Annotated in this window: 14 protein-coding genes; 8 read left to right on the forward strand and 6 right to left on the reverse strand. The window is 46.6% G+C overall.

Features of this window, described 5'->3' with window-relative positions; genetic code table 11:
- The first annotated feature begins 3 nt into the window (after positions 1 to 3).
- The 4 genes from KUA48_RS07460 (at position 4) to KUA48_RS07475 (ending at position 4,851) form a co-directional block, all read left to right on the forward strand.
- The gene (locus tag KUA48_RS07460) at positions 4 to 1,434 is read left to right on the forward strand and encodes a DUF5115 domain-containing protein (RefSeq protein WP_218432232.1); all 1,431 of its coding nucleotides are present in this window, start codon (positions 4 to 6) and stop codon (positions 1,432 to 1,434) included.
- A gap of 171 nt (positions 1,435 to 1,605) precedes the next feature.
- Entirely contained in the window at positions 1,606 to 1,800 is a 195-nt protein-coding gene (locus KUA48_RS07465; RefSeq protein ID WP_217756230.1) for an ORF6N domain-containing protein, read from the forward strand.
- Positions 1,781 to 1,963, forward strand: a complete 183-nt coding sequence (locus KUA48_RS07470; protein WP_218432234.1) for a hypothetical protein — start codon at positions 1,781 to 1,783, stop codon at positions 1,961 to 1,963. The genes KUA48_RS07465 and KUA48_RS07470 overlap by 20 nt, the downstream gene beginning before the upstream one ends.
- An 872-nt stretch (positions 1,964 to 2,835) precedes the next feature.
- A complete protein-coding gene (locus KUA48_RS07475) occupies positions 2,836 to 4,851 on the forward strand; it encodes an alpha-amylase family glycosyl hydrolase (RefSeq protein WP_218432237.1) in 2,016 nt (671 codons plus the stop codon).
- A gap of 201 nt (positions 4,852 to 5,052) precedes the next feature.
- On the opposite strand, the gene KUA48_RS07480 is transcribed toward KUA48_RS07475, so the two are convergent.
- The gene (locus tag KUA48_RS07480; protein ID WP_022121300.1) at positions 5,053 to 5,943 is read right to left on the reverse strand and encodes an NAD kinase; all 891 of its coding nucleotides are present in this window, start codon (positions 5,941 to 5,943) and stop codon (positions 5,053 to 5,055) included.
- Between the two features lie 83 nt (positions 5,944 to 6,026).
- Here KUA48_RS07480 and KUA48_RS07485 point away from each other — a divergent pair, with 83 nt between their 5' ends.
- The gene (locus KUA48_RS07485; protein ID WP_117586786.1) at positions 6,027 to 6,599 is read left to right on the forward strand and encodes a DJ-1 family glyoxalase III; all 573 of its coding nucleotides are present in this window, start codon (positions 6,027 to 6,029) and stop codon (positions 6,597 to 6,599) included.
- A 42-nt stretch (positions 6,600 to 6,641) separates the two neighbouring features.
- Complete coding sequence (locus tag KUA48_RS07490; protein WP_218432238.1) at positions 6,642 to 7,310, forward strand: 2-C-methyl-D-erythritol 4-phosphate cytidylyltransferase; 669 nt, start codon at positions 6,642 to 6,644, stop codon at positions 7,308 to 7,310.
- Between the two features lie 171 nt (positions 7,311 to 7,481).
- Here KUA48_RS07490 and KUA48_RS07495 read toward each other — a convergent pair whose 3' ends face one another.
- The 5 genes from KUA48_RS07495 to KUA48_RS07515 form a co-directional block, all read right to left on the reverse strand.
- Complete coding sequence (locus tag KUA48_RS07495; protein WP_218432239.1) at positions 7,482 to 8,054, reverse strand: RNA polymerase sigma factor; 573 nt, start codon at positions 8,052 to 8,054, stop codon at positions 7,482 to 7,484.
- A gap of 117 nt (positions 8,055 to 8,171) precedes the next feature.
- Entirely contained in the window at positions 8,172 to 8,429 is a 258-nt protein-coding gene (locus KUA48_RS07500; RefSeq protein WP_153080522.1) for a hypothetical protein, read from the reverse strand.
- A 37-nt stretch (positions 8,430 to 8,466) separates the two neighbouring features.
- On the reverse strand, positions 8,467 to 11,235 hold the full coding sequence (locus KUA48_RS07505; RefSeq protein ID WP_218432240.1) for a DUF6298 domain-containing protein: 2,769 nt from the start codon (positions 11,233 to 11,235) through the stop codon (positions 8,467 to 8,469).
- Between the two features lie 43 nt (positions 11,236 to 11,278).
- Positions 11,279 to 11,896, reverse strand: coding sequence for a DUF3826 domain-containing protein (locus tag KUA48_RS07510; protein WP_153088643.1), 618 nt, complete (start codon positions 11,894 to 11,896; stop codon positions 11,279 to 11,281).
- Positions 11,897 to 11,956: 60 nt separating this feature from the next.
- Entirely contained in the window at positions 11,957 to 13,702 is a 1,746-nt protein-coding gene (locus tag KUA48_RS07515) for a polysaccharide lyase (RefSeq protein WP_118254563.1), read from the reverse strand.
- Positions 13,703 to 13,897: 195 nt separating this feature from the next.
- Between KUA48_RS07515 and KUA48_RS07520 the strand changes: the two genes are divergently transcribed.
- Entirely contained in the window at positions 13,898 to 16,525 is a 2,628-nt protein-coding gene (locus KUA48_RS07520) for a hypothetical protein (RefSeq protein WP_256624415.1), read from the forward strand.
- Entirely contained in the window at positions 16,501 to 16,956 is a 456-nt protein-coding gene (locus KUA48_RS07525; RefSeq protein ID WP_118254562.1) for a T9SS type A sorting domain-containing protein, read from the forward strand. Before KUA48_RS07520 ends, KUA48_RS07525 begins: the two co-directional genes overlap by 25 nt.
- Positions 16,957 to 16,980 lie beyond the last annotated feature (24 nt).

The following is a 16,980-nucleotide window of genomic DNA, read 5'->3' on the forward strand; positions in this document are numbered from 1 at the left end:
AAAATGAAAAAGTTATCATTATATATCTCTATCGCACTTGCAGGCCTCTTCATGGGGTCCTGCAGCGAAGATTTCAAAGACTGGGCAGATCCTCAGACTAACCCACAGGAAGATGCCATCACAATTCCTGGCTTTACTGCAACAGCAGCTCAGGCCATCGACTTTGCCAGTGTGACTACAGATAGTGTCAACACCTTCTCTTTAAGCAGCGCTGCTCTTCCTGAAGGTTTTACCTTGGGAAATGCTCGCATTGAGCTTACTCCTCAGGGTGTAGAGAATGCAACCAAGACTACAGTTAATACAAGTCTTGATGGTAAGGGTGCAGTAGCTGACCTCGCATCTGTTGTAGAATCAGCTTATGGCAAGCGTCCTACAGCCCGCACTTTTGATGCCCAGGTTTATGTAAATGCTATAAAAGAGGGTCAGGCTGTTCTCATTGATGCAGGCAAGATTAACCTCGTAATGACTCCAAAGGCTCCATTCATCGATGCAGCTTACTACCTCGTAGGTGACATGTTTACTACAGATGACGTAAATGGTTGGAATACTATAAGTGACAAGCAGACATTCAAACACAGCGATAAGGATGTATATGAAGATCCTATTTTCACTATCACTTTCGAAACAACCAAGGCGGACCAGTATTGGAAGATTATTCCTAAGGCGAACGTTGATGCAGGTAATACCGATTCATCTGCTGCTGGTGTAGTAGGTCCTAAGGTTGACGGCGAAGACAGCATGACTGGTTCTTTGACAAATGGTGACGCTAAGGCTGGTAAGATAGCTAAGGCTGGTAAGTATAAGCTCACCCTCAACATGATGGACTACACTTATACCTTCGAGGAGGTTAAATACGATCCATTCATCTACTTCATTGGCGCAACTGACGGTTGGAAGAACTCTGACCAGAAGCTCGCTCTCGTGGACGAGGCAAAGGGCGTATACACTGGTTATGTATATGTAGCCGATCCGAACGGAGCTGGTCTCCAGTTCAAGTTCCAGCGTGTAGCTGGAAGCTGGGACAACGAAATCAATGCTGGTGCATTTGTAAGCTTTGGTGGAGCTGCTACCAACGAAAATGGAAACATCGGCGTGAACGCTGGAGAGGGTGTCTACTACTTCGATGTTAATCTTTCAGAAGGCACTATCACAGCCACTAAGGTTGAGACCATGGGTATGATTGGTGGTTTCAACAATTGGGATGGCGACGCAGTCATGACTTGGAATGCTGAAGAGTATTGCTTCGAGGCAACAAATGTAGGTGTTACTGCCGATGGTTGGAAGTTCCGCGTAAATGGTGGTTGGGACATCAACCTCGGTGGAAGTCTCAATAACCTTACTGCTGGTGGCGACAACATTACAGTAGCAGGCAACACAGTCAAGTTGTATCCAACAAGAAAGACAAATGACAATATCTACTGCACAGTAGAATAAGCATCTGTTTCATCATAATAAAAATAGTATAACCAATAGGCGGCTCTCAATTCCGGGAGTCGCCTATTTTTTTCGTTCTCCTCCCCCTTTTCAAGTATTTTTTCCCTAAAACCTTGGAAGTTATGAGGAAAAGTCATATCTTTGCAGAAGAAAAGCTATAAAAAAGAAATTATGGGACATCAAGAAGATATTGTAAAAACAGAAAGAAAAATCATTATCATCAGGGATACGCAAGTTATCCTTGACAGAGATGTTGCTGAATTATATGGAGTAGAAACCAGAGAAATCAACCAAGCACTAAGGAACAACCCTAAAAAGTTTCCTCCAGGTTATGTTATTGAGTTGAATGACAGCGAGAAAAAATGAACTGATTAAAAATTTTGACCACCTCGAAACATTGAAGTTTTCTCATGCAACTGTAAAGGGATTTACAGAGCAAGGACTTTATATGCTTGCCACAATATTAAAATCACCAATGGCAACAGCCACCGAACTTCCACTGGAGGAAATCCAGAAATTGAAGGAATAAGTAGAGGCTAGCTGGACTTTCGCAAGTTTTGCCCCTTCAGGGCGTTCTTGAACCGCATGCTAAAGTTCAGTCAACTTATAGTTGAAAATTCAGCAACATCAACCGCCTCATTCAAGTACTTCATTCTGCAACATCAACCACTTCATTCTGCAACATCAAGTGCTTTATTCAGCCAACGAAATTGCCTCTTCCACCCAGCGAAGTCGAATCCATCACCCAACGAATTCGTATCTTTAACCCAGCGCAGTCGTATCCTTAACCCAGCGCAGTCGTATCCTTCAATTCAATGAAACGTATGAACTTGCGCAATGACGTACATGAAGCGAAAGAGGCTCACTTGATGATTACCAGGATGCTTCTGAAACTACGTCCCGACGTATCTGTTACTGCGTCGGGACGCATCTTTTACTGCGTCGGGACGTAGCAAATGCTGCATCAGGACGTAATTTTCATTTCCTCAGTTGGCTATGATTCCTCCTCTCACCAGCCATTTTGCAAAGAAGCGGTCGCAGAAATACTCTGCGCCCTTATAGCCATATACCACAAAAGGATTGTTCAATCTTGCCATATCTTGTTATCATTCATTATACAAACGTTCATTGCGCTTTTTACGCAACGCAAATTACGCAATAAAAAACGAGACCGTCAAATGTTTTCTAGTTTTTTAATCATAATTATCTCCTAAAGCTACATATACCTTAAATTATATATAGAAGAAAAGCGCACCGGAATGCAAACGTTTGCACAATTTATTCGCTTGATTTGCATCAATTTTTGAACAAGCTAATGAAATAAATCGTAACTTTGCCAACGTATAACAATACAACTTGCAATTAAACATAAAATAATAATCACAAAATACAATGATAATTATGAAGAAGATATACTTTACACTTATCGCTTTACTGGCAAGCATCAATATGTTTGCACAAGGTTGGCCTGCTAACTATAGTGGCGTCATGCTGCAAGGATTCTCATGGGATTCTTACGACTACTCCCAATGGACTGTTTTAGAGAAGCAAGCCGATGACATGAAAGGTTTCATCGACCTAGTATGGCTCCCACAAAGCGGTAAATGCATCGAAACCACAAAGGTGATGGGCTATAAGCCATATTATTATTTCAACCAGAATTCCTCATTCGGAACTGAGGCTGAACTCAGAAGTCTGATTGCCAAATTCAAAGCCAACGGCATAGGCGCAATAGCAGATGTTGTGGTCAACCACCGCAATACAGACGGCTGGTTCACCTTCCCTGCAGAGACATACAATGGAGTGACTTACCAGATGTTGTCTACCGATATCTGCAAGAATGATGATAGTGGAAGTACGGCAACACAGGCAAAAAAAGACGGGGTTAGCCTCAGCAATAACTATGATGAGGGAACCGACTTTGGAGGATGCCGTGATATTGACCATAAGAGCGAGAACGTACAGAAGATTATCAAGGCATATCTGAAATTTCTGAAGGAGGATATAGGATATACCGGTTTCCGCTACGACATGGTAAAGGGTTTCAGCGGTACCCACGTGGCTGACTACAATGATGCTACCGGTGTAGAATTCTCGGTAGGTGAATATTGGGATGGAAACCAATCTATCATCAACTGGATAAACAAGACTAACAAGAAGAGTGCAGCCTTCGACTTCCAGTTCCGTTATAATGTACGTGATGCAGTAGGCGTAAAAGACAATAAGATTGTTTCATCACCAAACTGGTCGAAGTTGAAGAGCGATATCAATCTGATGCATGACCCAACTTATCGTCAGTATGCCATCACATTCGTAGAGAATCACGACATGCAATTCCGTTCTAAAGATGAGCAGCAGGATCCGCTTATGCGAGATACGCTTGCTGCAAATGCCTATATGCTCGCCATGCCGGGAACTCCTTGCGTGTTCCAGCCACACTGGAGAGCCTACAAACAGGAAATCAAGAGCATGATTGAAGCCCGCAAACTTGCAGGCATCACCAACATGAGCAATTATACCAACAAGATGGCACAGACCGCATGCTTTGCCAATGAGACTACTGGCAACAAGGCGAAACTCATCGTGGTTGTAGGAAACAACACCAAGGCATATACTCCAGGCACTGATTATGCACAGATTCTCGAAGGATACCACTACCGTTATTATCTTTCTAAATCAGCAGAAACCGCATGGTGCAATATACCATCAGGCGAATACGAGGCAGGTTTCAAGGCTAAGCTTACGGCTGTCAGCCAGAACAGCAATGCCAAACTGGTATACACTACTGACGGCACAGCCCCTACAGCCAAGAGCAAGCAGGTGGCTACAGGTAGCAACATCAACATAGATGAGACCTGCACCTTGAAGGTTGGCTTGCTCAGCAACGGAACCGTAACAGGTATCCGTACCTACAATTATACCGTCAAGGCATTCGAGCCATATACCATCACCGTATATGCCAATGCTGACCAGGTAACAAACTGGGGTTCAACCATGTATTTCTACGCATGGAATACAAGCGGAGAGCTCACAGAAAAATGGCCAGGTACTGCTGTCACAGCAACCAAGACGCTGAACGGTAAGAAGTGGTACTATATGGACTTCAAGATCAAGAGCAAGGATGCTATCGTAAACATCATCTTCAATCAGGGAAAAGACAAGAAGCAGTCCGTAGACATGAACGCTGGCAACAGCACCAAGTTCTACGAGATTACCACTGCACAGAGTAATGGCAAATACACCTGCAAGGATGTTACCGCCACCTGGGCACCACCAACAGGCATCACAGGAACTCCAACCATAAGCAATACCACAACAGACAATGCATGGTATACACTTAGCGGTATGAAATTGGGTAAGAAGCCTGCAAAGAATGGTGTTTACATCCACCAGGGAAAGAAAGTGATTATCAGATAAGAATATAACAAATAAGTTCAAAGAATAGTTTAAGTTTTTCAGTTTTAGGCTTTTAGGTTTATTAAGGTTTATGTTTTTAGGTTTAGTTTTGTGTGAACAAAATTATTAGTTAGTTGTTTTAGGTTAGGAAAAAGAGGTATATCCAAGATTCATCTTCGGGATATACCTCTTTTCTTATTTTAATTATCTTTCTTATTCTAATTATCTTTCGCGCTGGTCAGCACCCCACATCAGTTTTTCTCTCAAGGTAGAGAAGTAACGCTGGTTGCGCTGCTTCACAATCTTGATGCTATGAGGAGCCTTGCGGATAATGAGGCGGGTTTCCTCCGTCATACGCTCACTACGTCCATCGATGGCTACCAGATAGTTGTGGCTGCGACTCTCGATATCGAGCGTGATGACTGCCGTATCGTTGATTACGATAGGCCGGATGTTCAGACTGTGAGGAGCCACCGGAGTAAGACAGATGCTGCCACTCTGCGGAATGATGATAGGACCGCCATTAGATAGATTGTATGCCGTAGAACCTGTTGGCGTGGTAACAATCAGACCATCCGCCTGATAAGTAACGAGAAATTCGCCATCAACCTGCGTACGGATGGAAATCATCGAAGCATCATCACGCTTCAGCACGGCGATATCGTTGAGGGCGAACGGATTGCCGGCAAGTATGCCACCTTCTGCCTCCACCTGAATCACCGCATGCTCCTCTATCAGACATTCACCGGCATAAAGACTGTCCAGCGCCGACTCTATCTCGCTTGGCAGCACATCGGCAAGGAAGCCCAACCGGCCCATATTCACACCGATAATAGGCGTACCCTTGGCTCCCACACGGCTCGCTGCCTTCAGGAAGGTACCATCACCACCCATAGAGATGACGTAATCCACATCGAAGTTGTAATCCTCGAACACCCCAGCCGCCTTCACATCGAGATGCTGGTCGCGGGTAAGAAACTCGTAATAAGCATTCTCCACATAAACTTCAGCCTCCTTCTTTTCGAGATAAAGAAGGATTTTCTCTATCGAAGCCGACTTCTTAGCCTGGTATTCATTACCAAATATTGCGAATTTTAAATGTTGCTGTGCCATTTATTTTGTTATTTCAATAATTATTCTTACTTTTGCAAAGGTAATCATATTATTTGAATAACAAGACAAAAAACAAATAAATTATGGCTAAGGTATATGAATTTCTTGCCAATGGCTTCGAGGAAATCGAAGGATTGGCTCCGGTTGACATCCTCCGTAGAGGTGGTGTAGACATCAAGACTGTAAGTGTAACGGGTACTGAATGGGTAGAAACATCGCATGGTGTTACCATCAAGGCTGACCTGAAGTTTGAGGATATTGCCAGCTTTGAAGATGCTGACATGCTGATGATTCCGGGCGGAATGCCAGGCAGTACAAACCTGAACGAGCACGAAGGTGTACGCCAGGCGCTCATCGCCCAGCACAAGGCTGGTAAGCGAATCGGTGCCATCTGCGCAGCCCCAATGGTTCTGGCAAGCACAGGCATCCTCGAAGGAAAGAAGGCTACCTGTTATCCTGGCTTTGAGCAGTATTTCGGCGAGAACACCGAATATACCGCCACCCTCTTCCAGGAAGACGGCAACGTGATTACAGGCGAAGGTCCTGCAGCAACCCTCCCATACGCCTATAAGATATTGAGCTATTTCGTAAGCAAGGAAACCGTAGCTGCCCTGCAGGATGGCATGATGTATGATCATCTCATGAAAAGCAAGTAAGCCCTATAAACTATAAATTATAAACTATTAATTAGTAACAAAGTGGATTACGTAATCATAGTAGCCGGAGGCAAGGGCCTCCGCATGGGAAGTGAGATTCCCAAACAGTTCTTGCCGGTAGCGGGCAAGCCTATCCTGATGCGCACCATAGAGCGTTTTCATGAATACGACCCTGCATTGAACATCATCCTGGTTCTGCCGGAGAGTCAACAGGAATACTGGCACCAGCTCTGCGAGGAGCAACATTTTGATATCAAACACCAGATAGCCAATGGTGGCGACACCCGTTTCCAGTCATCCAAAAACGGACTGGCACTCATTTCTGATGATGAAGATGGCGTAGTGGGTATTCACGACGGCGTGCGCCCATTCGTATCTAAGGAAGTGATTGAAGAATGTTTCGAGACGGCTCGCGAAGAATATGCAGCCATCCCTGTATATGCCGTAACCGACACCCTGCGCTATATCGACCAGCACGGAGGCGGAAAGAATGTGCTGCGCAGCGATTACCGCGTGGTGCAGACTCCCCAGACCTTCGACATCGGTCTGGCAAAGCAGGCTTTCAACCAGGAATACAAGGAACAGTTTACCGATGATGCTTCGGTGGTAGAAAGTCTTGGCTGTCAGGTTGCAATGGTAGAGGGTAACCGTGAGAACATCAAGATTACTACCCCATTCGACATCAAGATAGCTGAAGCGTTGCTGGGGTAAAGCGAAACAACAAGACATAAAACAAAAAGCAGGAGATTCCTCACGGAGTCCCCTGCCTATTTTTTATAACTATAATAAACCTATTTTTGATAATCACTAACCTAAAAGTGCAAATCTCTATTTCGGGTCTACCAATAACATCAGTCAAACACCTTTCTCCTTCAGAAGAGTTTATACTGCTACGGCTGCACGTAACTTCAACATGCCACGATGTACCAGGTTGCGTACACTATGATAGTTCATCTGCATGATGTCGCAGATGTCCTCATATTTGCGCTGCTCTATATAATATAAGGTGAACACCTGGCGCTGGCGTGGTGTCAGCTCATCCATCAGGATCTGTACCTTACGAACATTATTGAGCGAACTTTCATCAAGGATATAAGAGTTTTCCACATCTTCTACAGTTGTAGAGATACGGATATCCTCCACCGCAGTCTCCGTCATATAGTTCTTGCGGCGAAACTCATCCAGCAATCTGTTGCGGAGAGAAATGAGCAGGTAAGAGGTTACCTTTGTAACTTGTAAATCCTGGCTTTTAGAGATGAGTTTGATAAACACATCTTGTACACAATCTTTTACAAGTTCTTTGTCTGATGTAATACACAGACCATAATTGAGCAACATTTCCGCGTACATATCATATAAAGACATGAAAGCGTTCTGGTCGCCTTGGCGATAGGCAGCGAGCAACGTCTGTGCTGCTTTCTCTCTTTCTCTGATGTTATTGTAGTTTGTTTTCATCTTAGGTATACTTTTGTTTGTTGATGGTGCAAAAGTAGCCTAAATGCAGCAAACTCTAAGGAAAAATCAGGTAAATGAATGGGAAAAATTGGTATTCAGTGTATTTTTCCTCCCATTTTAAGGGTACAAGTGGCTTTTTATGCGATTTTTCAGTTCTTCTATATCTGTTTCAGACAACAAGTCAGAAATCTCGTCAAGATGAAGAAGAACATATTTTGCCTGCTCTATTTCGGCAGGAAGATACATTTTCTCAAACTTTCGAGAAGATGCCGGCCTCCCAGAGTTGGCATCCGGTTCTACGATAGGAGAACCGAGTACCGACTCCAGAAAGTCGGAATCCAATAAAAGATTTCTTACAGATTCTGTTATCATCATTCTTTTCATCTTCTCTATTTTTATTACATCTTACATATTACTTCACATTCGGACAGGAGCCGCCGGCATCCATCACTGCCTTGCCATTCTCGGGTGCCGAAGCCCCACTGTAAATGACAGCCTTCTCAGGATAAGCCTGACGATACTCGCTCACACTCTTGAAGACATCATCATAGGTAACCTTGCCCGGACGAAGGCGACGCTGATACTGGCGAGGTGCCAGATTCTTGCCTCCTTCAGGAGCATAAAGTCCCTTCTGGGTATAATACCACTGTTCAATATGAATGATGTCAACCACCTTTCTCAACTCCGGATCCTGGAGGATGGCATCTTGCACATCCTTGTTGCACGACAAAGCCACCCAGACATGCTTGCCCGTCTTAGCCTCCCATTCGGCAACGGTCTGCAACCAGAACTTCGTAAAATGATAAGGTCCCGTATATTCCTCGCCAATCGACTGAATCACGTTCGGCTCATCAGCAAAGGCATCCAGCATCTTCATGATATACTGCTTATGCAGCTGGCGCATCACCGGATTATCTATATTATAGAAGTATTCAGCCATCCATACACGCTTATCACCAGCAAAAGGAACAGGTTCAGGGAACACCGTACCATTGATATTGTTGACTGGGCGCCATGGACAATCTACCCAATGGGCACCTGCCTCCAGGATATTATGCTGGAAATACTGCTGGTTGATAACCAGCAAACCATTTTTGGCTCCCTTTTCTGCCAATTCCTTAATGCGGCTGATGTACCACGGGTTCAACTTTGTAAGGTCATACTTACTCAGTCCGTCCCAAGCCGTGCCCTGTCCGCTTCTGGCAAAAGGCTGTTCATAGAACGGAGCCCAGACATCTCCATCACGGCGGCGCACACGTTCGTGGTCGTCACGACGGCGGTCATACCACAAGCCGTAGTTCTGATTAAAGAGCACCACATGCTTATTACGAAGATGAACCACCACACTATCCACACGGGTGGTAGTGCCCTGTCCCTCCATTCCCGGCACAAAACGGGTCACGGCATCGGCAATCTTAGGGAAAGCCGAGTAACGAACACGTCCGTTCCACCAAGGGGTATTCATTCTTGCACCCTTCAACAGCGTATCAGCCACCATGATTTTACCCTCCTTTATCGCGAAGACAGGCTTCCCGGCATGGGCAAGATCCGCCTTTTTCTTAGAACGTTCCTTGATTTTATCCACATCCATAGCCCTAACAGGAGAAACAGAAGCCATGAACCGGGCGCTGTCTGCTATCCACATCTGCATGGTGATGCGAGGTTTGCGCGCCTCTTCCACCATCTTCTGTGCCACATCATAGGTAGGATTATTGCTCACATTGTTGCGTTCTCTCTCCAGCACACGACATTGAGCAGAGACATCCCTACCCAGGCGTTTCTCCAGAAGAGATGCAAAGTGGCTCCATGGTTTGGCATGATTGTTACATTGCTGGAAATCGCCAGAACCGTTAAACTGCGCCCAACAGGCAAACACATGGTTGTTGCTGCCATCAGGAATGCTGTCGGCAAAGATTCCGGCAGCCGTACATTGGTAAGCGAGGCTGTTGGCTGTATTCCATCCGATGCCGTAACCTTCGAGACCGAGATTGCAGAACTTGATGTCATTGCCATCGATATTCACATTATCGAAGAGCAATCCTGTACACCAAGGTCCCACTGCACCACTATAACCCAGCGATTCATAACCATCACATTGTACGAAGGCATTAGGACCCGCTGCACAGAGACCAGCCACAAAATCGTGCATGCCCTGTTCAGAATAGCAACGCTGGAACAGACATTGTTCGCCCATACAGAGAAAGGTGCGACGACGATAGCCACCGATTTCAGAGACAGGAGCCTGAGAAATGCAATCCTCTACCGTGATACGGGAAGCATCACGCTGGGTTACTACAGCCGAACCAGCCAGATGGCGGAAATTCACCATTCTCACCCAACCATCTTTCACCTTATTAATATATACACCCTCCCAGGCATGGTTTTCATCCTTCGGATTGGTAGCATCATATTCAGAATCTATCGTGAGATTTTCTACACCCACATTCTTCAAGCGCCAGTCATTACCGGCGATGCGCTGAACGAAGCATTCCGCATCATCCTGACCGAGCGACATGGATAAAGGAGCATCCAACTGCAATCCTCCCTTTCCATCAGAAACCACACTACGGGTCCAGCGCACATCGATTTCTCCCGGATGCCAGCCCCAATAGCCCAGATCCTTGCCTGCACCAAAGTCAGCACAGCCCATCTTCTGAATCCATTCCTTGGTAGAAGGTCGGACAATCAGGATCTCATCGCCCATCTTGCAGCCGGCAGGCAGTGTCACCTTCCGCTCTCCCAACTTCCAGGGAGCAGACAGTTTCATTGGTTCGCCCAGCATCTGCATCTGCTTTTCGCTTTCCAGATACACCACCGCCCCACGGTCTACACCTTTTTTATATAGCACCGTCTGATTGCGGTCAGTACCTCTCAGCACCACGCCCGAAGTCTGGATGCGAAGCGGCTGTGAGAGTTCGAATACACCCTTACCGAGCAAGACAGCCCCTCGTAGTCCCGTCTTCTTATCCATTTTGCGGGCAGAAACAAAGTCGATGGCTTTCTGTATGCGAGCGCTCTGGTCGCCTTCTTTCCATTTTACGAAGACCACAACGTCCGCATCCGGAATCTCCTTTTCGCTCTGCTGGTAGCCCACGTAGCTAAAATCAAACGCGAAGGGTTGCGCAAAGATTTGCACAACCCCTACTAACGTAAATATCCATATAGAAAATAATCTTTTCATACCTCTTGTTTCATCAGAGTTTTTATAACCTTACGGAAACTGTTTATTTTTTCTTTGCCGCTTCAATACGCTTATACCACCCCTCGCGCTCCGCCTTCAGGTCGTAGCCCCGTTTGGTGAGCCAGTTATTGATGCGTCCTTTGTATTTTCCGAACCAGCCATGTTTAGCCTTGGAATTTTCGGCATCAATGGCAAACTCGCGAGCTTCTTTCAACCAATTGAGAATTTGGAGTTTCTCGTTTTCTTTCAGAGAAGGAATCATCTCCAGATGAGCCTGATAGGTTTTCGGAACGACACCGAAGGTCATACCATCCTTCACCTGCTCTACCTGCTTCTCTGAGAGATAGTTTTCCAGATTGGCAGCAAATTCAAAGTGGTGCTTATAGAGTTCCGCATCACGCTCAGCCTTATTCTTGCCGAACTTCTCATAGATATCGTTCAGCAGGAAATAACGGTTACAGATGATGTGGAGCACATTCTGCTTGCTGCTTTTATCAGTCAGTTGCAGCGCATCCACGATTTTCTGCGAACGGGCGATGATGTTGTTCACATACTTGGCATCACGCCCCACGCTGTCGAGCTGTACCTGTGCTCCTGCTCCCAAAGGAAGCAAGAGCAGACAGGCTGCGCCTAACAACTTATTTCTCAAAAGTTTTTCCATATTCTTGTCATGCATTAAGAAATGAGTCCGGAGAAACAACTCCGGGCATTCATTTCTGATTTACAGGAGTTTTCCCTTCTCAGCCAAAGTATCGTGGTTGTTCTTCATGTCAGTCCAATCCACCTTTTCCTTGGTGCTGATACCATTGATATACTTCTCGATATTGGTATATCCGTCACCTGTGCAATCCTTGTTGGCATCGCTAGGGTCGTTAGGATTCAGGCCGTTGGCAATCTCCCACTCATCAGGCATACCGTCGCCATCTGTATCTACATAAGGCTTCACCTTCTTATATTTAGGGAATCCACCAACCTGGCAGATGTCTGTGATGATACCCAACTTATAGGATTCCTTGTCCAGACGGCGGTACTTAAAACTGCCATCTTCAGCCTTCGACTTGTCAGCCAATCCCCAGAAGTCGCCATATGGATTCTTCTTAGGCAGTTTCTTTACATAGTAAGCCTGACCGGTACGAACCTCTTCTACGATGCGCTGGTCCACGATATCGCGGGAAGGAATGGTTGCACCCACATTCTCAAGTACCTTATCAAAAGTCTGGTCCTTAGGAATAATGGTCATGTGTGGCATGGCGAATGGTTCGTTAGAACGCATCAGAGCCTTTACATCTGCAGGTATTCCATTTGGAAGATCCTTATCAGCAATCTGAATACCGCCGTTCCAGTTATCCTTGGTTACAGCCTCGTTGCCTTCTACGATATTTCCTTCAGCATAAATACGACCATACTGAGCCCAAGGGAAGAGTTTGTTGCTTCGGCTTTCGCTCTTCACGATACGGTAGCTGATGGCACCCTTCGGAGTAAGAGGTCCTGGCTTATAATAGTTGTTGATGAAGTTGCTCATGGTTGAGAACTCACCACCATCTGCTGTACGATGTACCCAGTTGTAAACGATGTTGTTCACGAAGTTGAACACACCACCCCATCCGATAGAAGGGTTACGGCCTGTATTATCCGCCCAGAGGTTACGCATGAAGGTAGAATTCTCTCCACCGATTGTACTGCCAAAGGCATGGTTCCAAGTATCGAGTGCCTTGGCAGAGATGGTATTCTGGATGGTTACATTCACCGTTGGCACCTTGCGTTTTGGCTTACCGTCGTGCAAATCGAACATATGGCGGTAGAAAGAGATATTCTCATCCAGACCAAACTCGCAAGAGCAGTGGTCAATCATGATGTTACCTACCGGATTACCACCGAAAGAATCCTCACGATACCATACATGGGTATTACCACGGCGGAAACGCATGTGGCGAACGATGACATCATGGGTATCAACCTGGAAAGATTCACCCGAAATCATCACGCCCTCACCAGGAGCTGTCTGTCCGGCGATGGTGATATAAGGAGCACGGACAATGATTGGAGTCTTCAATACAATATTTCCCGATACATTGAAGACAATGATGCGGGCACCACCCTGTTCGCAAGCCCAACGGAAAGAACCAGGACCAGCATCATTGAGATTGGTCACAGTCAGCACCTTGCCGCCACGGCCACCGAAGGTAAACATACCGCCACCCTCAGCACCTGGGAATGCAGGAATCTTAGCCTGGCGCAAATCGTATGGACGGGAAGCCCATGGCACATAAGGACGTCCTGCCATTGCCTCTTGTTTTACAATAGGGAAAGCCACAGCCCAAGCAGAATCAGAATGGGCAGTCCATGCAGCTTGCATAGAATCAATCTTCGCCTGAGCCTCCTTTGTAATAGTAGGATACTGAGCGAAAGTTGCTGCTGGCAAGATAGTCAATGCCATCGCAGCGAAAATCTTCTTACTTCTTTGCATTGTTTTAATATTGTTTGTTCGTTATATCTTAAAGACGCCTTTCCCTTTCTTTTGTCCTCAATGAACATGCGCATTTTTTCGGGAACAGGTGGGGACATTTCATCCGCAGGAACGTCTTACACCTATAATATATAAACGAAAGTTACTTATCTATTATTTTATTGAAACATAAAACAAAAAACATAAAATTGAAAAATGATGAACAGAAGATGTTTTCCTTTAGTTGCCGCTTCGCTGATGGCACTTTCAAGCCAGGCGCAGCAGGTTGACTTCAACATAGCCAGCAGAAAGGCTGCTGAAGTTACTGCCCTCAATTTCACTCCTGTTGGTGTGAAGCAGGGCAATACATACCAGTTTGCTCTGAGCGAACTGGAGATTACGCTCGACGCACCCGTAAAAGACCAGATTATCAAATCCAACTGGTTTAAGCAGGGCATACAGTTGGGCGACCGACTCACCAGCGATGGTATCGTAGTATATCCGTCAAAAGGCGATAATGCCCAGCTCCGCATCACCATCCGAGGTCTGAAACCGGGGCATCACTCTCTCCTTGCCTATCACAACATCGTAGACGGACTTACCGGCAATATTCCTTCTATCCAGGTTTCCAGAGAGAAGGAACAGATAATCACCGTGAAGAAGGGCAAGAAACGTATCCAGCAGAAGAGCATGATGCAGGAGATTCTTGCACAGGATATTAAGCAGACCGTAAGGGAGATGAAGGCATCGCAGAGCGGCCAGTCGTACATTGAATTTGATGTAACCGACGACCAGCCTGTAGTTATCCACTATCAGTTACAAGGTGTGGATAACGCAAACAACACGCTCACCATCAATGGTTTGGTATTCGACAAAGCCAACCCGAAAGCCACCGCTCTCAACCCTTATCCTACCGATGATGATCTTCACGTCAATGCAGAAGGAGGCAAGGTTGTTCTTCGCTGGCAAGCCGGCGAAGGTGCCAAGCAACACCTTATTTATATAGGACAGCGCGCCGACCAGTTGAAGAAGGTTGCCACCACAGAAGAAGCCGCTTTCGAAGTCACCGGTCTCAGCAGCGCCAACGATTATTACTGGCGTGTAGACGAGGTAGATGCCAACGGCAAGGTTTCAGAGGGCGAAGTATGGAACTTCCGTCCACGCCGTCTCGCCTTCCCAGGTGCCGAGGGATATGGAAGATTTGCTATCGGCGGTCGTGGCGGTTCGGTTTATCATGTTACCTCTTTAGAAGATAACCCTGAGAATCCGCAGCCAGGCTCTCTCCGATACGGAATCACAAAGGTTAATGGACCTCGTACCATCGTCTTCGATGTTGCCGGCATCATCGACCTGAAAGACCGTCTGGTTTGTTCCGATCCATTCATCACGGTAGCCGGACAGACTGCACCCGGCAAGGGAATCCTTCTCCGTGAGCATCCTTTCGGTTTCGGCTCAGAAGGCATCTTCCGCTTCATCCGTCTCCGACTGGGAAAATATCTCGATAAAAACGGCAAGACCATTACCCTCGACGGACTGGGTGCTGCAGGCTGCGACAATACCATCATCGACCACTGTTCGGTAGGCTGGACCATCGACGAGGCTTTCTCCAGCCGCAACGGCAAGAACATCTCTTTCCAGCACAACCTCATCTCCGAAGCACTCAACCAGGCTGGTCATCAGAATTATGTCAACGCCAAGCATGGTTATGCTGCAACCATCGGTGGTAATGTAGGCTCGTTCCACCACAACCTGCTTGCCAACAACGAAGGAAGAAACTGGAGTATGGGTGGCGGACTGGACGGAGCCGGATATTATGCCGGAAAGCTCGATCTCTTTAATAATGTAGTATACAACTGGGGCAACCGTGCCTGCGACGGAGGAGCCCACGAAGTAAACTTTGTTGGCAACTATTACAAGATGGGACCAGCCACCAGCATGAAATATATCCTCAATGCCCAGTTGGAAGGTACCGGCCAGGGAAGTCAGGCTTACTACATGCACGATAATATCCGCCAGAACTATGTGGGCGATATGAAACAGAATGCAGGAGCTGTGGTAGGAAAGCATGGAGAACTGGTCAGCGACAAGGAAGGCGAAACCTACAAATATACCACTTCTCACGGACAGGTAGTCAACTGGAAGGTATTTACCGACAAACCATTCTTCCCATCCTATGCCAAGGTAGAAAGTGCCCGCGCTGCCTTCAAGAACGTATTGAGCGATGTGGGAGCCAACCAGCCTTGCATCGACCAGCACGACCAGCGCATGGTAGAAGAAACCTTGAACGGAACCTATAAATATGTTGGTTCCAAGACCGGCAAGAAAGGACTGATAGATGACAACCTGGATGCCGGCAACGATGCCTGGAAGGAGTTTGAAGCACTCACCGACCGTCGCCCTGCCAACTGGGATACCGACCAGGATGGAATGCCAGACTGGTGGGAGAAGCTGGCTGGTACCAACCCGTCAGCTGCCGACAACAACGAGCTGACCGATGGCGAATATACGCAGCTGGAACGTTATCTCAACTGGCTTGCAGAACCACATTTCATCACCTCAGCAGGCAATAAGCTGACTATCGACCTGAAGCAGTATTTCGCCGGTTACAACCAGCAGCCAGTCTTCACCCTGGAGAACAGCATCCAGCCACAGGAAGGCAAGATGAAACTCAATAAGAAGGGAATCCTCACCATCAGCCTCAACAAAAAGGCTGCCGACTGCCTCATCGACATCAAGGTGAAGGCAACCGACAAAGACCAGGTAGCTTCCCTGCAACGTACTTTCCACATCGCTATTACCCGGATACCGACCAGGACGGAATGCCAGACTGGTGGGAGGAAGTAAAAGGCGTAAGTGATGGAAATGCCGATGAAAACGCAGATGGCTACACCAACAATCCTCAGTTTGAATGCGAGGCTAAGGGTGATGCGATGAGCAAGATGAGTCATGATACGGGTGCCAACGAGGGTGAATATATCTTCACCGCCAACGAAGATTGTGGCAAGGCGCTCGTAGATTATACTGTCAAGGTAAGCGATGATGACAACATCAGCACCTATACCCGCACCTTCCATTTCTATCTGACAGACGGTTCTGCAACAGGCATTCAAAACATTCAGACCTCAACCGCAGCCGATAGCTACGAGGTATACAATGCTGCAGGTATCAAGGTGAGAAAAGGCAAGAATCTCGATTCTCTCCCATCAGGTGTTTATATCATCAAGGCATTGAAGGATGGCAAGGTAATCAGTTCGAAGAAAACTTGCATACAATAAGGCAATCTGCACCTTAGAAAGTGC

The sequence above is a fragment of the Segatella copri genome (genome assembly GCF_019249795.2).
In the GTDB taxonomy this organism is placed as follows: domain Bacteria; phylum Bacteroidota; class Bacteroidia; order Bacteroidales; family Bacteroidaceae; genus Prevotella; species Prevotella copri_B.